The organism is Mariniflexile fucanivorans (assembly GCF_004341235.1).
GTDB lineage: Bacteria > Bacteroidota > Bacteroidia > Flavobacteriales > Flavobacteriaceae > Mariniflexile > Mariniflexile fucanivorans.
In genome coordinates this window covers 328,305-350,885 of sequence record NZ_SLUP01000002.1, presented here as the reverse complement: position 1 = coordinate 350,885, position 22,581 = coordinate 328,305, and the positions used below count along the sequence as shown (strand labels likewise).

Sequence of the window (22,581 nt, the reverse complement as noted above, 5' to 3'; positions counted from 1 at the left end):
AATCTTTTTTAATATCATGACAAAAAGGTACACTAAATGTGGTTATAGAGGGTGTTTCGCTATCATTATTGCCATTATACTATTGGAATTAAAAGTGCGTCATGGTGAAATTTTGTATTATCAAAAGGTTTAGGAAACGATTTAAAAGGCAGAGTATCTGTAACATTTTATATAATTGGTATTATTCGGCATTTATAAATGTTTGGATAAGTGGTTTTATGCTTATTTTTGCAGCTATAATTCGACTAATTCCAGGTAAAGGTTTAAAATACACTTCAAAAAAAATCTAATTAATAAACACAAACCATCAAAAACAATCACAATTTTCATCCTAAAAACAAACATAAATCAGGCTATGATATAGATGCTTTATGCGAAGTATACCCTGATTTAATTCCATTTATATTTGAAAATTCTTTTCAAACTAAAACCATAGATTTTGCTAATCCTAAAGCGGTTAAAGCACTTAATACGTCTTTGTTAGTTAAATATTATGGTATTACCTTTTGGGAATTTCCAGACACAAATTTATGTCCACCAATTCCAGGACGAGTCGATTATTTACATCATCTTTCAAGTTTGCTACAGGCTTCTAAAATAAATGATAACGTAACTGTTTTAGATATTGGTACCGGGGCAAGCTGTATTTATCCCATTTTAGGAAACGCAGAATATAACTGGAAATTTACAGGTGTAGATATTGATGAAACTTCATTAAAACATGCAAAACAAATTTTAAACCGAAATGAATTAGCTGATGCCATTTCGTTAATCCATCAAAAAGATAAAACACTTATTTTTAAAGGTGTTATAAATACTTCAGATAGGTTTACTGCTATTATGTGTAACCCACCGTTTTATAAATCGGAAGAAGAGGCTTTAAATGCTACAACTAAAAAACTACAGGGATTGAATATTAGAGAAAATAAGGTAGTTAGAAATTTTTCCGGCACCTATAATGAATTGTGTTATAAAGGAGGTGAAAAGGCTTTTCTCCATAATTATTTATATGAGAGCTCTCTGTTTAAAGCACAATGTTTTTGGTTTTCAACATTAGTTTCTAAAAAGGAATTAGTAAAAGGTATGTATGCATCATTAAAAAAACTGGGTGCAAAAGATATAAAAACCATTAATATGGGACAGGGAAATAAACTGTCTCGAATAGTGGCTTGGACTTTTTTAAATCTTGATGAGCAGAAAAAATGGAATCAAAATTAATCAAGATAGCACCCAAAAACTTGTAAACTTTAAATAGTTTTCTGTTTTTTTCTTAAATCTGTTTTTATTAAAAGCATAATTTGTAGCCTGTGTAAATTTAATCCTTTAATCTTTTGGTTCATATACCCAAATTGTATGTTATTGGATTTAGATAAATTGAAGCCCAAAGCGCCATATAGCCTATTTTCATCAAAAACATCGCCTTGTAAATTTGCAAAAAACTCATTGTTAGCATTTATAAATAAAAGATCGTTTATTTTAATTTTTGACCCGAGGCAATAACGAAACCTATGCTCTGTAAAGGTTTTGCTTAAATAGCTAAAAAATCTATTCTCTAAACGTAATTTGTGGTAAACAGGTAATTTTCCTAAATTATGGTTATAGGCAATTTGCTCAAAAATGGTATTCTCGTATAAATGTGGTGTATTATGAATTACAAAAGTCTTATCTACATCTATGTAATAATATCCAGCTGAAAGTGTTGTTTTTGGGGTTAGTTTATAATTGATGCCTGCATAGAAAAAAATGAGATTTATATCATCAAAAACCTCATAATCACGTAATTGCACACCGGTTGTAAGACTTATTTTGTCTGATAACGTATGGGTGCCATCTACAGTGTACCAAGCGCCTAATTTCTTTTCTACAGGTGTTTGTGCGTTTAATAATTGTATTGAAATAGTGATAAATAAAAGAGTAAAAATTGTTTTCATTAAAAAGTAAAGAATAATAATTGAGTGAATAAAAATAAAGAGACTGTCTAAAAAAAGTATTTTGTATGAGTTGTCAGTTTGAGCTTGATTAAAACCGATATTTATTAAATCGGTTTGTTAAAATATTATTACATGCTCAATAAGACATACAACTACAATTTTCAGACAGTCACTTAACTATAATAAGAATCTTTTAAAAGTGTTCTTCTAAATGATGGTGTTCATCAATTAGTGGACCACCTTCAATAATTTGTTGTGAAGCTTCATTTGCGAATTTTTCAAAATTTAAATGGAATGAATGCGCCAATTGAATAGCTTTACCTATATAGGCTCCTTTTTGTAACCAAGTATTCATAGGATCCAGCATTTCTGTTGGTACACCAGGGCAGTATTTCGGCATGAATAATCCAAAAATAAAGTTTTGTTCAAAATCTACATTATCCAAATCTCCATTTAATATGGCGGTAATCATGGTACGTGTATATTTTAGTTTTATTCTATTACCAACGCCGTAAGGTCCTGCACTCCAACCTGTGTTAATTAACCATACATTCACACCAGCTTCTGTCATTTTTTTGCTTAACATTTCTCCATAAACAGTAGGGTGTAGAGGCATAAAAGGTTCACCAAAACAGGCAGAGAATGATGGTACGGGTTCTGTAATGCCCGCTTCAGTTCCTGCAACTTTAGCAGTATAACCAGAGATAAAATGGTATGCAGCTTGTCCGGGTGTTAATTTCGATACTGGAGGCAATACACCAAAAGCATCACATGTTAAGAAAAATATGTTTTTTGGGTTTTTGGCATAAAGTGTTTCTTGAACGTTATCAATATGGTTAATAGGATAGCTAACGCGTGTGTTTTGTGTAATACTACTATCTAAATAATCTACTTTGCCATCCGCTTTAATTACTACATTTTCTAATAAAGCACCGGGTCTAACCGCTCTAAAAATATCTGGTTCTTTTTCTTCGCTCAAATCAATTACTTTGGCGTAGCAACCACCTTCAAAGTTAAAAATTGTGTTATCTGCAGCCCAACCATGTTCGTCATCGCCTATTAATTTTCTATTTGGGTCGGCAGATAGGGTTGTTTTTCCAGTTCCAGATAATCCAAAGAAAATGGCCGTGTCTCCATCTTTTCCAACATTTGCGGAGCAGTGCATGGGGAGCACATTTTTTTCAACTGGTAAAATTAAGTTTAATGCAGAAAAAATACCTTTTTTAATTTCTCCTGTATAAGCAGAACCACCAACTAAGGCTATTTTTTTAGTGAAATTAATGATTGAGAAATTTCCTTGGCGTATGCCATATGCAGCTGGATCTGGGCAGAGATAACCAGGTGCGCAAAGTACTAACCACTCTTCATTAAAGTTTTCTAATTCTTTTTCGCTTGGTCTTAAAAACATATTGTAAACAAAAAGGCTAGACCAAGGTAGTTCTGCAATCGTTCTAATATTGGTTCTGTATTCTGGTTCAGCACATACATAGCCATCACTTGCATAAATATCTTTTCCAGAAAGATATTTTTTTACTTCAATTTCAAGTTTGTCAAAATTTTCAGAAGAAACAGGTTTGTTAACTTTTCCCCACCAAACTTTATCTTTGGTATAATCGTCCTTCACAATAAAACGGTCTTGTGGTGAACGTCCTGTGAATTTTCCAGTATTTACGGCTAATGTTCCATTTATTGTTTCTTTACCCATGTTTTTTTCAACTGTAATTTGTTGAAGAACTTTAGGAGATAAATTCCAATGTGCGGTAACATTTGTAAGCCCGTATTTTTCTAAGCTATGGTTTTTAGAAATAGTTGCTGATTCTTCCATTTTATTCAATTTTAAGATTCCTATAAATATTTATTCAAAAAGGTCATTTAAAAAGACCTTAGATTTTATATATTATTTTACTTTTACATATCATAGAACATATTAATAAGATGTATGTTATGTATTTATAATACCATAAATTTACATTAGAATATTTCATTTTATTATGATTAATGTCATGAATTAAATGAGGTTTGTGTTTTTGATGATATTTGAACTTTTTATGTTTTTTATTGCATAAAAAATTTACGAAATCGTAAGAGTAATGTTGTTTTTTTAAGAAAATGAAATAATTTCTATTGAAAAACGAATTATTACATAATTTAATTAAAAGATGAAATTAGATATTTTAGCAATTGGAGCACATCCAGACGATGTGGAATTAGGATGCGGAGCTACGCTAGCTAAAGAAATTGCCAACGGTAAAAAAGTAGGGATTTTAGATTTAACTAAAGGAGAATTAGGTACACGCGGTACTGCTGAAACAAGAGCTCGAGAAGCCCAGGATGCTGCAAACATATTGGGAGTTTCTATAAGGGAGAATTTAGCATTTGCTGATGGTTTTTTTATAAATGATAAGGTGCATCAATTAGCAATTATTAATAAAATACGGGAGTACCAACCTGAAATTATTATATGCAATGCGTTTGATGATAGGCATATAGACCACGGAAAAGGTAGTAAATTAGTAAGTGATGCTTGTTTTTTAAGCGGATTAGTTAAAATTGAAACTAAAACCAAAACAGGCGAATTACAAAATGCTTGGAGACCTAAGCAGGTTTATCATTATATACAATGGAAAAGTTTAGAACCCGATTTTGTAGTCGATGTTTCTGATTTTATGGAAGTTAAGATGAGATCTGTTTTAGCTTATAAAACACAATTTTATGATGCCAGCAGTAAAGAACCTGAAACGCCTATTTCAAGTAGAAACTTTACAGATAGTATAGAGTATAGGGCGAGAGATTTAGGACGTTTAGTAGGAGTAGAGTATGCTGAAGGTTTTAATGTAGAACGTTTTGTTGCCGTTGATAGTTTGTTCAATTTGAAATAGTTATAAGCAAACAATATTTTATTTATAAAATACTTAAAAAATTTTCAAAAAAGTCTTTGTAGAAAAGGTTGAAATCAATTACATTTGCACTCGCATTAATAATGCGTGCTACATGGTGGTTGTAGCTCAGTTGGTTAGAGCATTGGTTTGTGGTACCAAGGGTCGCCGGTTCGAGCCCGGTCTTCCACCCAAAACAAAAGCCTTTCAAGAAATTGGAAGGCTTTTTTTGTAAGATGAAGTTAAAATATAATTGCTTATGAAATCATTAAAAGTATTATTTGTTATTGCAACCTTATTGTTTTTTAGTTGTCCAAGTGATGATTTAGAAGATGATATAACCACTCAACCAGTTACCTATAAACTTTTAAGTTTTACATTTACACCTCAAACGGATCTTCAAGAAGACTCTTTATCCTATGAAATTGAATTTTTTAATTCAAATAATTTTGAAGTAAAAGGGATTCCACAAATAACACTAACAGTTGGAGATGGTAGCACAGTTACAGGTGCTCCTAATAGCCAATGTCGAGTTATATCAGCTAATAGTTCCTGTATTTTATCATATTATGCTGTGGACGATAGCCCTGAATTGTTTCCTATAGCACCTATTGAGTTTGTTAAAGCAGATTACGTTTTAGCTGAAGAATAAACATCCCAAACTAATCCAATTTAATCCGTTCATCTCTATTGGCTAATTCCCAAGCTGTATGAAAGATTAAACGGGTACGGGTTTCTAGAACGTCGTATTCTATTTTATCGGGTGTATCTGTTGGTTTATGGTAATCGGCGTGTGTACCATTAAAATAAAAGATAACCGGAATGTTGTTTTTAGCAAAGTTGTAATGGTCTGAGCGGTAATAAAAGCGGTTAGGGTCGTTATCCTCATTATATGTATAGTCAAATTTCATATTAAAATATTTCTTATTTACATTTTCAGAAATATTGTGTAACTCCTTGCTTAATTTGTCAGAGCCAATTAGGTATAAATAGTTGCGTTGGTTTTCATGTTTAGAGTCTACACGTCCAATCATATCTATGTTTAAGTTTGCTACGGTATTTTCTAAAGGAAAAACAGGATCTACATCGGCATAGTAGCGCGAACCATAAAGTCCTATTTCTTCGCCTGTAACGTGCAAAAACAGGACGCTTCGTTTTGGTCCGTCGCCTTTGTCTAAAGCGGTTTTAAAAGCTTTGGCAATTTCAATAATGGCAACCGTACCAGAACCATCATCATCTGCACCATTATTAACGTCTCCATCTTTAGAAATTCCAATATGGTCTAAATGGGCAGAAATTATAACAACTTCATCTGGTTTTTCAGAACCTTTTATATAAGCTAATACATTTTCAGATCCATTTGTTGCTTCACCATTAAAAAAAGAAGCTGGAATTTCTTGAAAATAATCACCTTCTGCAATAGGTGAAGGTATTCCTAAGGCTATATAATGGTTTTTAATAAATTCACTGGCTTTTTTTTGACCAGGTTCTCCTGTTTTTCTGCCTTCAAAATCATCAGACGAAAAAGTGTAAAGGTTCTCTTTTAAATTATTTGAAGAAATTGTTTTTGCATAATCGATAGCTTTTGCAGCATTTTTTGATGTGCTTTGGTTTTGACAAGTACTGCAACTAACTATTAATAAGGTGATGCAGGAAAGTAAAGTGCTTATTTTCATGTGTATTTATTGTCTTTTAATGGTAGCCTGCTGTTTCTCATAGTTCATTTCTTTTTAAGGAATGATTTCTAACATGCTTATTTCAATTTTTTGAAGCTAAAATATGCTATTATAATACAAAAATCAATTAAAGGAACCAATTTTTGAGCTAATTAAGATATTTGTTATTAGCATCTATTTCTAGTCTTTTTGCCTGATTTGCAATTTGCCATGCGGTAGCAAACACGAGTTTTGTACGTTTTTCTAATAACTTATAATCTATTTTGTCTGGCGTATCGGTTGGTTGGTGGTAATCGGTATGTTCACCGTTAAAATAGAAAATAACAGGGATGTTTTTTAAAGCAAAATTGTAATGGTCCGATCTGGTGTAATATTGATTTTTATCTCTTTCGTCATTGTACCTATAATCTAAATCTATGTTGAAAAAAGTATTGTTGACTTTTTCAGAAATGTAATGAAGTTCTTTGCTTAACCTGTCTGTTCCTATAAGGTAAATGTAGTTTTTATTGTTTTTGTGGATATCATCAACTCTACCAATCATATCAATATTAAGGTTGGTAATGATATTTTCTAAAGGAAATGCTGGATGAAGTACATAATATTCAGAACCTCTTTTACCTATTTCTTCAGCAGTTAAATGCAGAAAGAGTATGCTTCTTTTGGGGCCATGTCCTTCTTTTTTTGCCATGTTAAAAGCTTGTGCAATTTCCATAATAGCTACGGTGCCAGAGCCGTCATCATCTGCACCATAGTTTATTTTTCCTTCTTCGTTAATCCCAAGATGATCTAAATGTGCGGAAATTATAATTAATTCTTCTGGTTTTTCAGAACCTTTAATGTATGCTAATACATTTTCTGAGGCTTTAAAGCCATCTGAAAAAAAGTCTGCTGGTATATTTTGAAAATAATTATTAGCACCGTACGGCGAATTAATTTTTTCACTTTCGTAGTAGTTTTTAAGAAACTGTGCCGCTTTTTTTTGCCCTGGTTCACCTACACGTCTGCCTTCAAAATCTTTTGAAGAAAAGGTGTATAAATGAGTGCTTAATTCATCAGAAGTTATGGTATTGGCATAACTAATAACAAAAGTGCTATCTTCTAGCTTAATATTGTCCTTAAGGGTTTGTATTCTTGCAGTATATTTTGGTTTGGCACAAGTACCAAGTAACGCAAATGCTGAGAGTATGCAAAAGGTTTTCATGTATAAATTTAAAAGATGTTATTTATCTAGTAACTTACGGTAAAACCATTCTCTAGGGCAGGAAAATGTTTAGAATGTCCGTTTTTTTTATTATGTGTGTGGCAAATATAATAAATTAATTTAAGAAATTACTTACTGTTAATTCTCTAAATTTAAACTTTCAAGCTCAACATCTTCAATTTCAATGCTTTCTAGATCTAAATTTTCTAATTCTTCAATAGCTTCTTCTTCAAATTGAGCTTCTTTTTCATCTAAAACCGGGGTATTTACCACTTCGTTTTTAACAAAAAAAGCTTTGTAAGTTGTTATTGATAAAGCACATATAGTTAGTAAAAAAGTAAATGGAATAATTTTTTTTAATTTGCCAGCTTTCTTCGATAGAAAATAAGCAATACCACAAAAAATTAAAGCAAATGCAGCAGGAAAAATAGATAAATTTGAAATTGGTAATACTGAAAAAATAATAGCTATAGAACTGGTTATGATGGCTAGAATTGTAACTGTTTTTTTCATGTGTGATATTTATTGTTTTTTAATGGAAACATGTAATTTGCTATGAGGCATTTATTTAGCAAAGTGTTTTTAGCATGCTCGTTTCATTTTAAATTTAGTTTTTTAAACCTGAAGCCGATTTAATTTTTAATTCACCATTACCCACAGGTATTTTAAATTTGCCGTAAACAATTACCTTATTCTCATCGGCAGTTAACCATAAAAAATTATTATTTTTTCCTTGTAAAACATTGGTCTCGCTAGAGCCAACAGCCAGTTTGTAACATTCTTTTTTACCAATAGCTGTAGAAATGGTCTCTTTTCCCAAATAGGTTATCATACCTTTTATTTCTTCTTTGTCAAATAGAATTGTGAAGGTTTTTTTTGTGCCAACCGACATGTTTTTGTAGTCTAAAATTCGCATGTAGTATAAAGTAGATACAATATCTTTTGTTCCAGAATTAATTTTTAAGTTTTTATTTTCAACAAAATTATTTTTTCTTTTCATTACAGATTTCACTGTATTGGTACCATGGCTAAAGGTGTATTTCATGTTTTTAAAATAGTTTCCTTCATTCACGTCTCTATTGTATAAATAGGGCGTTAAGTTGGTTGGGTTTACATAACTTTCATATAAATCTCTAATTTTAAAAAAATTATCCCATTTACTATAAGTTGCGGCTGTGCATTTTAGTTTTAAAAGCGTCGCTTTTGAGGTTTTTACTTCACTCGCTTCCATGGTTACTTGAGCAATATCGGTTAAAACACCAGACATATTGTAGGAAGCTGTATAGGTTAGTTTTTCGCCTGAAGCTATGGCTTTATTTTGAGCAGAAACAGTAACTGTTAAAGCTACGAATAATAAAAAAACAATGGAGATTCGAGTCATATAATTAAATGAATTGATAACGTAATATTCAGCATTTATTGTGCCGAAAATACAATGCTTTCAGAAATAAAACTAATTTTTATTTGTATAAAATATTAACAGGTATGGCTGATATTTATCATAGTTTTCTAGTTGAACTCCCTTTATTTTTACTATAAATCAATTTTATTGTTACAGCATTGCTTGGTGTTAACTTTTTAAAAGTATATTCTAAATAAGCACTTTTAGCTAATAATGAAAATTATTGTGAAAATATAATGTTAAACAACATTAAAAACGTACACATGAAAGCTATATTATTGCCAACAGATTTTTCAAAAAACTCAATAAACGCTATAAATTATGCGATGGAACTTTATAAAAATACTCCATGTATTTTTTATATTCTGAATGTACAAAAAACATCATCATTTATTTCAGATGATTTTATGGTAGTGAATGCATCCACTACTATTTATGATACTATTGTTGATGCCTCAAAAAAATCCATTCATAATATTATAGAAAGAATAAAAGTAAAGTATAAGAATAACAAACATCAATTTAAAACTATTGTAGACTATGATAATATTATAGATTCCATTAATCAGGTTTCAGAAAAATATAAAATAGATTTAATAGTTATGGGAACCAAAGGTGCATCTGGAATAAGTAAAGTACTTTTTGGAAGCAATGCTGTTCACGTAATAAAAGGCAGTAAGGTACCTGTTTTGGCAATACCAGATCATTGTAAATATTCTAATTTAGAGAAAGTAGTATTCACAACAAGTTATGAACGAGTTTATAAGAAGCTTGAATTGAAACCATTAGCGAATATCCTATCTTTAGAGAACAGTCAATTATGTGTACTACACGTGTTTTGTGACAACGATTTATCTGAGGAATTGAACAGTGGTATAGATTTCTTCAACTCGAATTTTTCAAATCCTATTTTTGAAAATATGCATGTAGAAGACAACGATGTTTATAAAGCAATACACGACTATATAATTGCAAATAATATTAAAATGATTTCGATGCACATGAGTAAACATTCATTTTTAGAACGTTTATTTAATAAGAATACTTTCGAAAATATGGCACTTAAAATAGATATTCCATTTTTGGTGATGAAAAAACATCAAGATTGATTTTATAAATAAACAGCCATCATACCGTGTAGCGGTGGTTTATTTAAAGGAAAAGCGACTATTCTGAATAAATCAAAATAGTCGCTTTTATATTTATGAGATTTCTACTTGTGTAGATTTTATTAGCTATTTAGCATTACGGGCATCACAAGCATAGTTACTTGCTCGCCATCATCTAAACCATCAATAGGGGTTAAAATACCAGCTCTATTTGGCATACTCATTTCTAATTGCACATCGGTAGAACTTAGGTTATTTAACATTTCTGTTAAAAAGCGTGAGTTAAAACCAATTTGCATATCATCACCTTGGTAATCACAAGTTAAACGCTCTTCAGCTTTATTGCTGTAATCAATATCCTCAGCAGAAATATTAAGTTCTGCACCAGCAATTTTTAAACGTATTTGGTGTGTTGTTTTATTTGAGAAAATACTAACACGACGTACAGAATTTAAAAACTGTGTTCTATCAATTACTAATTTGTTCGGGTTTTCTTTAGGGATAACCGCTTCATAATTAGGATATTTTCCATCAATTAAACGACAGATTAATTCTGAATTTTCAAAAGTAAATTTAGCGTTAGAATCGTTATATTCTATAGTAACATCATTTTCACTTCCTGCTAAAATCCCTTTTAATAAATTTAAAGGTTTTTTAGGCATGATGAATTCTGCTACTTGGTTTGCTTTCACATCTTCACGGGTATATTTCACTAATTTGTGAGCATCTGTAGCAACAAATGTTAAACCTTGAGTTGAAAACTGAAAAAACACACCGCTCATTACCGGGCGTAAATCGTCGTTTCCAGCCGCAAAAATAGTTTTGCTTATTGCAGTTGCCAATACATCACCAAGAACTACGGTTTTACTTGGGTCTTCAAGCGAAACTGCTTTTGGAAATTCCTTTCCATCAGCATATGCTAAAGCATATTTACCATGGTTTGAGCTAATTTCAACGGTATTGTTATCTTCAACAACAAAAGTTAAAGGTTGCTCAGGAAATGTTTTTAAAGTATCTAATAATAGTCGAGCAGGAATTGCTACACTACCTGTACTATCGCTTTCTACTTCCAAAGAAGAAGCCATAGTGGTTTCTAAATCACTTGCTGAAACTGTTAATTTTGAATTATCTAATTCAAATAAGAAATTATCTAAAATAGGTAAGGTGTTTGAACTATTAATAACACCACCTAAAACCTGCAATTGTTTTAATAAATAGGTACTTGATACTATAAATTTCATGTGTTAATATTTATTTTTTTATCCCCTAAATCCCCAAAGGGGACTTGTTTGAGTTTTCATTTAATTAAAACATGTTGTTAGCTATTAATCATTTCCGTGGATAATGAAATTTTCAACATGCTCGTTTCATGTGTTAATACTTATTGTTTTAAGTTTAGATATTTCATCTAAAAAGAACTTAGTTTAAGTTTTAATTATACTACTTACAAATATATTCCATACCTATTAATATTGGAAACAAACTTATTAACATTTAAAACTACCTAAATGAAGTTGTTTATACCAGAATTAATATACTATTGTGCATATTTTTTTCGTCTGAAATAATTAAAAACCACCCCGAAAGCCCCTAATAATAAGAGCGGAAGCAAAATATTTATAAGTTGCCATTTGGTTTTTTCGTCAGCAATTTTATCCTGATTTAAAAATTCAACGGTTATTTCTTTCGAACGAATGTTTATAAGTCCGTTATCGTCCAATAAGTAATTAACCGCATTCAGCAAAAATTCTTTATTGCCAAAGGTTTGTCCTGTCCATCTATCAAATCCTAATTCTTGTGGTGCGTTTCTAAAAACATCGTTTTTTATAACATCGCCATCGGCAATAACAACCATTTTTGTGGGTACACTTTTGTTTAACTCTTTTTGAAGTTTGAAAGGTTTTATTCTATTTTCATAAACCGAACTAAATTTACCTTCTAATAAAACGGCCAAGGTTTGATTTCCTTTGTTAAATGTTGAAGGATCTTGTTCTTGTGTAACCACATCCAAACTAATTTCTCTGGGTGTACCTTCCAATTTGGTCATGGGCGCACTTTCAAGTAGAATAGTTTTCTTGATGTTGTTTTTTAAAGTATCTATTTGGTTGGCAAAATCAAACTTCACCAAATTCAAATTATTAACTATAGGGTGTGTATCGTTAGTTGAAGCTAAAGGAGAATACAGCCAGCGTAAGTGTTGAAATTGCGAATCACTTCCTTCACCCATAGCCAAAGTAATAGGAGCGGAGTAAAGCGTACTTACAATTACGGGATTAATTCGAACACCGTATTTAAAAAAGAAATCGGTTAAATTTAAGTCCCTAGCGGTTGCAAAGTTTTTACCAGAATCGTTGTATAAACTATCCTTTTCCATGGCCACGGCATCAATAAGCCACAAGCTTTTTCCACCATTCATGGTATATTGATCCAATACCAATTTTTCTTCTTCTGTAAAGGCTTCGGTAGGTTTTGCTGAAATTATTAAATCGAAATTTTCTAAATCTTTAAGAGTTTTTTGAGGATTGCTCGCAACACTATCTAAAGTAAAAGGTGCGATAAAATAATAGTCGCTAAGTTTTTTAATAAAATTGGCAACGTATTTATCTGCTAGCTGTTTATTACCTCGCAAAACAGCAATTTTGCGATGTTTTGGGTTTGTTAATTTGTTAAATCCATCAGCAAAAGCATATTCTAAATGCTGTACCGAGTTGGTAACTAAATCTTGTTGCGAAGCGCCAATTTTATTTTTCACTAATGAAATAATAACGGTTTCTCCATTATAACTCGCCAATGCCCAAGGAAAAATAATAGCTTGGGATGCTTTACCATTTTCTTGAACACTTAACTGCATAGGCGTTAAACCTCTTTCTGTTAATTGCTGAATGTTACGTTCGCGAGTCGCATCATCTTGTAACGGATTGATGAAATTGAAAATGATATTTTTATTTTCTGATGAAAACTCTTCAAGTAATTGTTTGGTTTCATTTTGAAGCCGTCGAAATTCCGAAGGAAAATCTTCACCAATTAAAAACACATCGATTTCAATGGGCGAATCAACTTTTTTAATAATATTGAGGGTAGCATCGCTTAAGGTGTAGCGTTTGTCTTCAGTTAAATCGAAACGTTTAAAAGCAAAACTACTTATATAGTTAATGGCTATTAATACAATTAATAATATTGCTATGTATTTAAGGTGCTTCTTCAAACTTAGTTTCTAATTGATATTGTTTAACACTTACAACTTTGTCGTTTTTAAATTCCAATTCCAAACATTCTTGGGTTAGGTTAAAAGCTCCTGGTTTGTATCCTAAATTGTAGTTCCATTTATTGGGCGAGTTGGCTTTAATACTATCATCCCATCCATACCATTCACTTTTACCCAAAACTGCTTTTACTTCACTTTTGGTTTTGCCTTTAAACATTTGTTCTTGCGTTATTTCATTACTCATTTCGTAGCGTAATGACGGTTTTGTTTCCCAAGCCTCCACATCAAAATGCTTTTCGTGATGGTAACTACTAAAAATGTTTATAAGCGGATAAAAAACATAAAAATATACAATAGGCGTTAATACGATGCTTATTAAAAAACTGAGCCATTTGCGTTTATCTATGGTGTTGGTAAAAGCCCAAACCAGTAAAAAAACGACTATTAAAAAAATAACGAACAGCGGTGTTAAAATCATTTTTCTTCTTTGTTGATATTAAGATTTGTTAGTATGATAAAAAATGCGGTAATGCTTAAAAAATAGATAATATCTCGCGTGTCAATAACCCCACGACTGATGCTTTTGTAGTGAACGTTCATACCTAATTGTTCTATAAAATTGCTTGAGGTGAAGTCTGCAACACTATCAAAACCAATGTAAAACATAAAACAAATAGCGACCGATGCTATAAACGCCACAATTTGGTTGTCTGATAAAGTAGAAGTAAATATGCCAATAGCCGTATAAGCAGCAATTAAAAATAAAAGTCCGAAATAAGAGCCCATTGTACTACCAAAATCTAAATTACCAACAGGATTTCCTAATTGATAAACCGTATATACATACAATAAAGTTGGTAATAAGGCGATTAAAATTAAAACAAAAGCCCCCAAATATTTGCCTAAAACAATGTTTAAATGGGTGATGGGTTTTGTAAGTAGTAACTCTAAGGTACCTTGTTTTTTTTCATCTGAAAAACTACGCATAGTAACCGCAGGAATTAGAAAAATTAAAATCCAAGGCGCTAATTGGAAGAAGGATGATAAATCGGCAAACCCATAATCGAGTATGTTGTTTTCACCTTTAAAAAGCCATAAGAACAAGCCGTTAAGTACTAAGAATATGCCAATAACCAAGTAGCCAATAGGCGATGCGAAAAATGTATTTATTTCTTTTTTAAGTATGGCGAGCATTAATTGGTTAAAAGTTTAAGAGTTTATAGTTTAAAAGTTTAAAGTGTTTCTCTGGTATTATATTTATTAATTTTTCATTATTAATTGTCAATTGCCAGTTGATTGCTCAAAATTACTAAGAAATCCTGTTTTAACAATTCTTATCAACATTTATTATTGATTTGATTCTCTTTTAATTACTCTAAGCTCTTTGGAAGCATAGATTCTGTGCTAAAATTAACGCTCACCGTATCCATTAAATAAAGCCCCATGAGTGTAGAGGCACTGCCAACGGTGGCACTATTGCTTTTGTAAACGGCTATCTCCAAAAAACCACCCGAATTAAAAACCACTAAGCCTCTGCCTTCATCGTGTCGTTTTTCTTCAGGAATTTCAAAATTTACAATATCGCTATATCGTTTATGTATTTTTTTAAACTTATTGTTTCTTGCCGAAACTTCAAACGTTCTGCCCTTTTGTATGGTTTCAAAAAAGGAACGTGTAATATTTGTAACCACGTTTCCATAATTATCAACATAAATAACGCTGCCAATTATTTGGGTTTTATCGTCGTTCACAAAAGGGGTAATGTATTTTGTAGGCTTAATTTCGGTAATGGTTTTTCCAATAACTTCTAAAGTACCACCACGCGCAATATGGCAAGCCACTTTTACAAAAACATCTAAAACAGGAAAACTACTTTGTATTCTATCATGGATATTGATTTCTACAATTTTTTCTGGTGCAATTTCAGAACAAATCATGCTCATAATCCCATTATTGGCACAAATAAAAAAATGGTCGTCTAGTTTTATGGCAATGTGTTTGTTTTCTTCGTTAATTTCAGAATCTATACCTATAATATGTATCGTCCCTTTCGGGAAACTGTTGTATGCATTTTGAATAATATATCCAGCCTCTAAAATATTAAAAGGCGAAACAGAATGTGAGATATCAACAATTTTAACATCGGGCAATTCACTGTAAATGGCACCTTTTGTAGCACCAGCAAAGTGGTCTTTTTCCCCAAAATCGGTAGTTAATGTTATGATGGCCATTGGTAAATTGTTGATATGTTTTTACTGTTAGTACACACAAATTTGTTTACATTTGAGTTTTAACTAAGATAAAACAAACCTACATAAATTTTTTGTTTTCATTTTTATGTTTAACATGAAAAATGTAGGTTTATGAAGATAAATTTATCAAATTTAAATAATTGAATAAAACTAATAAACCATTTCAGAATACTAGGTATTTATAGTATGAATCTGAGATGAAATTATAAACAAAATCTACGCCTTTGAACGAAATAATAATCGAACTTGAAGAAATTACCCCAAAAGAATTTTTTGGAGCCCATAATGCCAATATTGAATTATTAAAAAAGTATTTCCCTAAACTCAAAATTGTAGCAAGAGGCAATAAAATTAAAGCCTTTGGCGACGACGAATTGTTGGAAGAATTCGACCGCCGCATGAAAATGCTTTTAACTCATTTTACCAAATACAATAAGCTAGACGAGAACGTTATTGAACGTGTGCTAACCAGCCAAAGCAGTGACGATTATTCAACATCTGCATCTAGTGGTGAAGTTTTAGTGCATGGTGTTGGTGGTAAACTTATAAAAGCGCAAACCGCAAACCAACGTAAATTGGTTGAAAGTATGCGAGAAAACGATATGGTATTTGCCATCGGGCCAGCAGGAACAGGTAAAACCTATACAGGTGTTGCTTTGGCGGTTCGAGCGCTTAAAAATAAAGAGGTAAAACGTATTATTTTAACCCGTCCAGCAGTTGAAGCAGGGGAGAACCTAGGCTTTTTACCGGGCGATTTAAAAGAAAAACTAGACCCATATATGCAACCTCTGTATGATGCGTTGCGTGATATGATACCTGCCGAAAAACTGGCTATGTACATAGAAAACGGTACCATTCAAATAGCTCCATTAGCATTTATGCGTGGGCGTACCTTGGATAATGCTTTTGTGATTTTAGATGAAGGTCAGAATACTACGCACAACCAAATGAAGATGTTTTTAACCCGTATGGGGAAAAATGCTAAATTTTTATTAACAGGTGATCCTGGGCAAATAGATTTACCACGTCGTACTATTTCTGGTCTTAAAGAGGCTTTGTTAATATTAAGAGATGTTGAAGGTGTGGGCATGATATTTTTAGACGATAAAGACGTCATTCGTCACCGTTTGGTTAAGAAAGTGATTGAAGCTTATAAAAGCATTGAGCACGTCGATTAAATAAAAAACATACAATGTTATTTAAAAAAGCCAATTATAAATTTAATTGGCTTTTTTTATATCCTCTTTTTTATAAACAATTGATTTTCTGTTGAGTATATAAAACAGCCTTTTAATTCTATAAAATTCTATAAAAATCATGTAAATAGTTTAAAGGTTTTGTTGGCGAGATTTGCAATACAAACAATAAAAAAGAACATTATGAAAAAATTATTTTTAATTATCGCAATCAGTTTAATAGGATCAACTTCAATTTTTGCCCAACAAACAGATATAGACATTACACCAGACAATTCTTGGCTAAAAGCAGGTTTAACAGCTGGAATTCCAGTAGGTGATGCCAACGATGCCTCATCATTCAATTTAGGTGTAGATTTAAGAGGTCAGTATTTGTTCAACCCAAATTTTGCTATTGGTGTTGCTTCTGGTTATAGCCACTATTTTGGTAAAGATGGTTTTGAAGATTTTGGAATGGTTCCAATTGCTGGCTTCGCACGTTATTATTTTACACCTAATGGGCTTTTTGTGGGTACAGATGTGGGGTATGGTTTATTAACAAATATTGATAATAACGATGGTGGTTTATATGTAAATCCACAAGTAGGTTATCATAATAGAGACTGGAACATTTACGCTTTTTACCAAAATACATTTGCAGAAAACGATCTGGATTTACAAAATGTTGGGGTAGGCGTTACCTATAATATTCGTTTTAAATAATTAGCATAAAATTTATAAGGGTTAAAAAGGAGAAGGTTTATTTCTCCTTTTTTTATTTGCTATTGTTTGGCAAGCCTAAACAAATTACATTTGCAAAACAATCAACACACTACTTTTCATGAACACAATCACCACTACCAATTTCAATTTTCCAAATCAAAAATCTGTTTACCATGGAAAAGTTAGAGAAGTTTATAATATCAACAACGAGCAATTAGTTATGATTGCAACCGACCGCTTGTCGGCGTTCGATGTGGTGATGCCAAAAGGAATTCCGTATAAAGGGCAAATACTAAATCAAATAGCGACTAAAATGATGGCCGCTACCGAAGATTTAGTACCAAATTGGTTAACAGCAACGCCCGACCCAAACGTAGCTGTGGGGCATTTGTGCGAACCTTTTAAAGTAGAAATGGTAATACGTGGGTATATGAGTGGGCATGCAGCACGCGAATATAAAGCAGGAAAACGCATGCTTTGTGGTGTGGTGATGCCTGAGGGGATGAAAGAAAACGATAAGTTTCCAGAACCTATTATTACGCCTGCAACCAAAGCAGAAATGGGTGACCATGATGAGGATATTTCTCGTGAAGACATTTTAAAACGAGGTATTGTAAGTGAAGCCGATTATTTAGTGTTGGAAGATTATACCCGTAAATTATTCAATAGAGGCACAGAAATAGCAGCAAGCCGTGGTTTGATTTTAGTTGATACCAAATACGAATTTGGAAAAACCAAAGACGGACAAATAGTATTGATTGACGAAATACACACACCAGATTCCTCACGTTATTTTTATGCTGAAGGCTATGAAGAAAGACAAGCCAACAACGAAGCCCAAAAACAACTAAGTAAAGAGTTTGTACGCCAATGGTTAATTGCCAATAATTTTCAAGGCTTAAAAGGGCAAACGGTACCAGTTATGAGCGACGAATACATTGAAACCGTTAGCGAGCGTTACATAGAACTTTATGAAAATATTACAGGAGAAATTTTTGTGAAAGGTGATGTAAGCGATATACAAAAACGTATTGAAGCGAATGTTTTGGCTTATTTGAAGAAATAGCACTTTTTCAACTTCTTAGTCATTTCGACGTTAGGAGAAATCACATAATATTTGGTTTTAATAATTATATGCAATGCTTCAATAGCATCCAATTTTTACATAAGTGTGTCTATGATTTTTTAATATATTCACCATATGCAGCATAATTACTTTGTTTATATAACAGCCAATAAATACAGGACGACATTATATATTGGTTTTACCAATAATATTCAGAATAGATTATCTCAACATTATTTTGATAGTCAGAATGCTAAAAAATCATTTGCAGGTAAATATGCGTGCATTTATTTGGTTTATTATGAAACTTTTGAATTCCCAAAGCAAGGTATTGCTAGAGAAAAAGAGTTAAAAGGATGGAGACGAGAGAAGAAAAACAAGTTGATTTCAGATTTTAATCCTAAGTGGGAAGACTTGAATATGCAGATTTTTTAATTTCTCGGTCATTTCGACGTTAGGAGAAATCGCATAATTTATGTACTGCCAAGTATTATGTGATGTCTCAATCGTGCCTCATTTCGACATGATTACAAAAAATTACAGGCGAAATTTTTGTGAAACGAGATGTATGTGATATACAAAAACGTATTGAAACCAATGTTTTGGCTTATTTGAAGAAATAGAATTTTTTTAATTTCTCAGTCATTTCGACGTTAGGAGAAATCACATAATTTATGTACTGCCAAGCATTATGTGATGTTTCAATCGTGCCTCATTTCGACATGACTAAAAAACATTAGAGGCAAAACTATTGTAAAAGGTGATGTAAGTGATATACAAAAACGTATTGAAACCAATGTTTTGGCTTTTTTGAATTATTAATTTCGTTTATGTAAAATTGAAAAAAGCCTTAAATTATTAAGGTCTTTTTTATGGTGTTTATTAAGATAGCGCTTATCGGTAATGTATATGGAAAGTTGCGTGCTTGTAAGCGGCAATTTTCCGAAGGAAAATCAGATGCAAGCAAACAAAGCAACTCACATTGGTTAAGCACAAAATAGCAATTTTTTATATACGGTGTTATGCAACGGTTTTTATAGGTTTTTCTTATTCGGATTCTTACTGTTTGAAAACAAAGAAACAATCTCAATAGAACTTTTATTAATTCGATAATAAAGATTATTGTGTTTTTCGACTACAGCCTTTCTAATATTTTTTTTCTCGAATGATATTGGGAAAATTTCGGGTGATTTTGAAATCAGTTCTATTGTATGATCTAATTTTGCAGAAAATGTTCTTAATTCTCTTTCAGTCCATTTGTTTTCAAGATATTCAATAGTTTCTTTTAGTTCAGATATTGCGTGGTCAGTCCACAAAATTTTATAACCACTTTTCATAAATCCCTTTCACGTTTGAGTGAGAAGTCAATTTCCCGTTATCAGCATCTTGAATTCCTTTTTCAATAGACTCTTTTTCGCTTGCAGAAATTTCATTCCACCAATCGTTTTTCTCTTTCTCTCTCAATTTCATTAGTTTATCAATCAGAGAAGTATCGTTCAAAGTTGATAACCATTGAATTAATTCTATTTTTTTATTTTCTAAACTTAAATCCATAATATCAAATTTACAAATTTAATTTAAACATTCAATTTTTGAACGTGATTTTAACTGTTGCATAACGATTAGAATATGAATCCGTTTCAATGATTTATATTCACCGATAAGCGAATTTAGTTTTTTAAAATAACAAAATCAATATGTAATACAATATCTACATATAAAGTTTTCAACAAAAAGTTTGAGTTCTAAATTTGTTTCGATTAATACTTATAAAAATAAGTTTCTATTGGATATTAGTTTTCATCATTAATGTCTTTAAAATAACTTGTCCTTCTTCCCAATATTCTAGATTTGAGTCTGAATTTATATGCCCTTTAAAGCCAATGTTTATAAAATCGCTTCCCCATTGTTCTGCAAAATATTTAGCTCTATTGAGGCTTACAAATGCATCGTCTTCACTTGCTACCACTATGGAAGGAAACGTAAGTTTTGATGTTGGCATCCATGAAAAATCCCTTAGAATGTCTGGGGTGTGCGTTGGAGAATCCACATCGGCAGGAGCTACTAGCAAAGCGCCTTTTATATTGGGGTTTTTATACCTATTAGTCCAATGAAGCACTAATGAAACGGCGAGGCTATGAGCAACTAAAATTATTGGAGCATTATGTTTTACAATACTATCATTTAACTTATCTAACCAGTTTTTAAGGTTTGGTGCATCCCAATCGTCTTGAATCACTCGTATTGAGTTATCAAACTTTTTTAACCAAAGCGATTGCCAATGATGCTCGCCAGAGCCTCCAAGTCCAGGGATAATTATTAGTTTTATATTCTCATTTTCCATTTCATCGATGCTTTATATCTAAAGTAAGACGAAAGTAGTTTTTTAAAAAACGAAAATCAATGTGTAATAATAGGTTTGTACCAAAAGTTTTCAACAAACAGATGTTGTTGTGAATTTGGAATAAGTTCAGATTTAGGAAAAACAGTTTCAGAATTATTTTAAAATAAGCTAGTTCATTTTTTAATATGATATATATAAACTAAAAAATCCCGCTTTCGCAGGATTTTCAATATTAAAACATTTGACTAATACAATTATTTAATTATTATCAGTCATAATGGTATTCTAATTTAAAAACTTAGGTTTGATAACTAACATAGCCCAAGCCCAATTTTGTATATCGGCAGCATTGTCTTTTGTCAATGTGGTTAATTCTGGTCTTGTTCGCATTAATTCGTACATACCATCGGCTGCGAACATTTGCGAATAACCAAGAACCAAGCTGTAACCTTTGAACTTTTTAGAATATACTAAATCCAATTCGGTACCTAACTGTTTTTCGCCACTTGCTAAATCTTGCTCACCGCTAAAATTTAAAGCAGTAACCGATAAGCTAGATGTTTCATTTAAAGTGAAATTAGCACTTACATGCACGTCAAATAAACCAATGCTGTTAACGTGATTACCTACGAAGAAATAATCCATAAACCCATTAAATTTATGATTGGTTCCATATAGAGGGAAGAAGGCACTTGTTTCTCCGGCTCCTTTATCATTTCCGCTTATAATTTCAAGACCCGCACCCAAACCAACTTTGGCAGATGCTTTATATGTTAAATCCAAACCTAAAAGATATGCCCCTTTCACATCTACTTCACCAGCTGTTAATTGCTCTTTACCTGTTTGTATAAAAGCATTAGCAGCTAAACCAAAATTTCCTTTTTTATAATCTAAATGTGTACCAAAGGTTTGAAGGTTACTTGTGCCATCTACAACACTTGGATCAACAGTGGTATCAAAATTTTGGAATCCATTGTTAAGTAATATTAAACTTCCAGAAAAATTTTCCCAAGCTTGTTTTAAATACAGGTATTGCATGGTTTTGTATGTAAAGAACCCTGTAGTGTTATAAGCTGTACTTGTGGATTTAAATCCTGTAGGATCTGAATAATCTTGACTAAAAGCCAAACCAAGATCTGCCATAAATTTTCCTTTATTGTATTTAAGTAAAGCAGCATCATGGTTACGCCCTTGTTGTGCCCAATCCAAGCCTCCAAAAATGCGTTGGTCATCATAAGAAATAACTTGACGACCTAATTTGGTTGAAAATCCTTCACCTAAATTAATATCAGCCCAAGCTTCAAAAACAGCAAACGAGTTGTTTTGGTCGTAAGGTAAAATTTGTCTGTTTTCGCCCCAAACCATCACATCTTGAAGGCTTAAATAAAATTTGTATGATTCTGTGTTATAGCCAGCATTCAATCTAATACGTGTTGAAATTCCGAAACCTGCATCTGCAGCATCTGGAATAATGCTTCCAAATCCATTTCTGTATTCAGTTCGTGGTCTAAATTCGCCATCAAGAGTAAACTGTGCTTGTACAAGTTGCATGCATCCTAATAATAGCGCTAATATTACGTATTGTTTTTTCATTTTTTTAATTTTAAGTTATGGATGTTTT

Annotated in this window: 23 protein-coding genes and 1 tRNA gene; 9 read left to right on the top strand and 15 right to left on the bottom strand. The window is 31.9% G+C overall.

Annotated elements, in window-relative coordinates; genetic code table 11:
• Window positions 1–306: 306 nt before the first annotated feature.
• Window positions 307–1,218: a 23S rRNA (adenine(1618)-N(6))-methyltransferase RlmF gene (gene rlmF, locus EV196_RS05040; protein WP_132215591.1), complete on the top strand. Its 912-nt coding sequence runs from the start codon at window positions 307–309 to the stop codon at window positions 1,216–1,218.
• A gap of 29 nt (window positions 1,219–1,247) precedes the next feature.
• Here rlmF and EV196_RS05035 read toward each other — a convergent pair whose 3' ends face one another.
• Together EV196_RS05035 and pckA are read right to left on the bottom strand one after the other, a co-directional pair.
• Window positions 1,248–1,931 (bottom strand): DUF2490 domain-containing protein, encoded by a 684-nt coding sequence (locus EV196_RS05035; protein ID WP_132215588.1) that lies wholly within the window; start codon window positions 1,929–1,931, stop codon window positions 1,248–1,250.
• A 193-nt stretch (window positions 1,932–2,124) separates the two neighbouring features.
• Window positions 2,125–3,756: a phosphoenolpyruvate carboxykinase (ATP) gene (gene pckA, locus EV196_RS05030; protein ID WP_132215585.1), complete on the bottom strand. Its 1,632-nt coding sequence runs from the start codon at window positions 3,754–3,756 to the stop codon at window positions 2,125–2,127.
• Window positions 3,757–4,090: 334 nt separating this feature from the next.
• Between pckA and bshB1 the strand changes: the two genes are divergently transcribed.
• The 3 genes from bshB1 to EV196_RS05015 all read left to right on the top strand — a co-directional run bounded on the left by bshB1 (window position 4,091) and on the right by EV196_RS05015 (window position 5,459).
• Window positions 4,091–4,810 carry a bacillithiol biosynthesis deacetylase BshB1 gene (bshB1, locus tag EV196_RS05025; RefSeq protein WP_132215582.1) on the top strand — a complete coding sequence of 240 codons (720 nt, stop codon included), beginning with the start codon at window positions 4,091–4,093 and terminating at the stop codon, window positions 4,808–4,810.
• A gap of 114 nt (window positions 4,811–4,924) precedes the next feature.
• Window positions 4,925–5,000, top strand: a tRNA-His gene (locus EV196_RS05020).
• Window positions 5,001–5,066: 66 nt separating this feature from the next.
• On the top strand, window positions 5,067–5,459 hold the full coding sequence (locus tag EV196_RS05015; protein WP_132215579.1) for a hypothetical protein: 393 nt from the start codon (window positions 5,067–5,069) through the stop codon (window positions 5,457–5,459).
• Window positions 5,460–5,469: 10 nt separating this feature from the next.
• On the opposite strand, the gene EV196_RS05010 is transcribed toward EV196_RS05015, so the two are convergent.
• From EV196_RS05010 to EV196_RS04995, 4 genes are all read right to left on the bottom strand, one after another.
• The gene (locus tag EV196_RS05010; RefSeq protein ID WP_132215577.1) at window positions 5,470–6,483 is read right to left on the bottom strand and encodes a M28 family metallopeptidase; all 1,014 of its coding nucleotides are present in this window, start codon (window positions 6,481–6,483) and stop codon (window positions 5,470–5,472) included.
• A 148-nt stretch (window positions 6,484–6,631) separates the two neighbouring features.
• Window positions 6,632–7,684: a M28 family peptidase gene (locus EV196_RS05005; RefSeq protein ID WP_132215574.1), complete on the bottom strand. Its 1,053-nt coding sequence runs from the start codon at window positions 7,682–7,684 to the stop codon at window positions 6,632–6,634.
• A 138-nt stretch (window positions 7,685–7,822) separates the two neighbouring features.
• Window positions 7,823–8,197 (bottom strand): FUSC family protein, encoded by a 375-nt coding sequence (locus tag EV196_RS05000; protein WP_132215572.1) that lies wholly within the window; start codon window positions 8,195–8,197, stop codon window positions 7,823–7,825.
• 94 nt (window positions 8,198–8,291) lie between these two features.
• A complete protein-coding gene (locus EV196_RS04995) occupies window positions 8,292–9,065 on the bottom strand; it encodes a DUF3108 domain-containing protein (protein WP_132215569.1) in 774 nt (257 codons plus the stop codon).
• A 284-nt stretch (window positions 9,066–9,349) separates the two neighbouring features.
• Here EV196_RS04995 and EV196_RS04990 point away from each other — a divergent pair, with 284 nt between their 5' ends.
• Complete coding sequence (locus EV196_RS04990; RefSeq protein ID WP_165876104.1) at window positions 9,350–10,195, top strand: universal stress protein; 846 nt, start codon at window positions 9,350–9,352, stop codon at window positions 10,193–10,195.
• A gap of 122 nt (window positions 10,196–10,317) precedes the next feature.
• Here EV196_RS04990 and dnaN read toward each other — a convergent pair whose 3' ends face one another.
• The 5 genes from dnaN to EV196_RS04965 form a co-directional block, all read right to left on the bottom strand.
• On the bottom strand, window positions 10,318–11,436 hold the full coding sequence (gene dnaN, locus EV196_RS04985) for a DNA polymerase III subunit beta (protein WP_132215563.1): 1,119 nt from the start codon (window positions 11,434–11,436) through the stop codon (window positions 10,318–10,320).
• 296 nt (window positions 11,437–11,732) lie between these two features.
• The gene (gldG, locus tag EV196_RS04980; RefSeq protein ID WP_132215560.1) at window positions 11,733–13,400 is read right to left on the bottom strand and encodes a gliding motility-associated ABC transporter substrate-binding protein GldG; all 1,668 of its coding nucleotides are present in this window, start codon (window positions 13,398–13,400) and stop codon (window positions 11,733–11,735) included.
• Window positions 13,384–13,878: a hypothetical protein gene (locus tag EV196_RS04975; RefSeq protein ID WP_132215557.1), complete on the bottom strand. Its 495-nt coding sequence runs from the start codon at window positions 13,876–13,878 to the stop codon at window positions 13,384–13,386. Before EV196_RS04975 ends, gldG begins: the two co-directional genes overlap by 17 nt.
• On the bottom strand, window positions 13,875–14,594 hold the full coding sequence (gene gldF / locus EV196_RS04970; RefSeq protein WP_132215555.1) for a gliding motility-associated ABC transporter permease subunit GldF: 720 nt from the start codon (window positions 14,592–14,594) through the stop codon (window positions 13,875–13,877). The genes EV196_RS04975 and gldF overlap by 4 nt, the downstream gene beginning before the upstream one ends.
• A gap of 176 nt (window positions 14,595–14,770) precedes the next feature.
• A complete protein-coding gene (locus tag EV196_RS04965; protein WP_132215553.1) occupies window positions 14,771–15,631 on the bottom strand; it encodes an SAM hydrolase/SAM-dependent halogenase family protein in 861 nt (286 codons plus the stop codon).
• Window positions 15,632–15,876: 245 nt separating this feature from the next.
• On the opposite strand from EV196_RS04965, the gene EV196_RS04960 reads away from it, so the two are divergent.
• The 4 genes from EV196_RS04960 to EV196_RS04945 all read left to right on the top strand — a co-directional run bounded on the left by EV196_RS04960 (window position 15,877) and on the right by EV196_RS04945 (window position 19,051).
• Window positions 15,877–16,830 carry a PhoH family protein gene (locus EV196_RS04960; protein WP_132215551.1) on the top strand — a complete coding sequence of 318 codons (954 nt, stop codon included), beginning with the start codon at window positions 15,877–15,879 and terminating at the stop codon, window positions 16,828–16,830.
• A 201-nt stretch (window positions 16,831–17,031) separates the two neighbouring features.
• Window positions 17,032–17,550, top strand: coding sequence for a hypothetical protein (locus tag EV196_RS04955; RefSeq protein ID WP_132215549.1), 519 nt, complete (start codon window positions 17,032–17,034; stop codon window positions 17,548–17,550).
• A 118-nt stretch (window positions 17,551–17,668) separates the two neighbouring features.
• Window positions 17,669–18,616: a phosphoribosylaminoimidazolesuccinocarboxamide synthase gene (locus EV196_RS04950; RefSeq protein WP_132215547.1), complete on the top strand. Its 948-nt coding sequence runs from the start codon at window positions 17,669–17,671 to the stop codon at window positions 18,614–18,616.
• A gap of 135 nt (window positions 18,617–18,751) precedes the next feature.
• Entirely contained in the window at window positions 18,752–19,051 is a 300-nt protein-coding gene (locus tag EV196_RS04945; RefSeq protein ID WP_132215545.1) for a GIY-YIG nuclease family protein, read from the top strand.
• Between the two features lie 599 nt (window positions 19,052–19,650).
• Here the strand turns inward: EV196_RS04945 and EV196_RS04940 are convergent.
• The 4 genes from EV196_RS04940 to EV196_RS04925 all read right to left on the bottom strand — a co-directional run bounded on the left by EV196_RS04940 (window position 19,651) and on the right by EV196_RS04925 (window position 22,553).
• Entirely contained in the window at window positions 19,651–19,953 is a 303-nt protein-coding gene (locus EV196_RS04940) for a type II toxin-antitoxin system RelE/ParE family toxin (protein ID WP_132215543.1), read from the bottom strand.
• A complete protein-coding gene (locus EV196_RS04935) occupies window positions 19,937–20,170 on the bottom strand; it encodes a hypothetical protein (protein ID WP_132215541.1) in 234 nt (77 codons plus the stop codon). Before EV196_RS04935 ends, EV196_RS04940 begins: the two co-directional genes overlap by 17 nt.
• A 229-nt stretch (window positions 20,171–20,399) precedes the next feature.
• Complete coding sequence (locus tag EV196_RS04930) at window positions 20,400–20,960, bottom strand: RBBP9/YdeN family alpha/beta hydrolase (protein ID WP_132215539.1); 561 nt, start codon at window positions 20,958–20,960, stop codon at window positions 20,400–20,402.
• Window positions 20,961–21,245: 285 nt separating this feature from the next.
• Window positions 21,246–22,553, bottom strand: a complete 1,308-nt coding sequence (locus EV196_RS04925) for an alginate export family protein (protein ID WP_132215537.1) — start codon at window positions 22,551–22,553, stop codon at window positions 21,246–21,248.
• Window positions 22,554–22,581 lie beyond the last annotated feature (28 nt).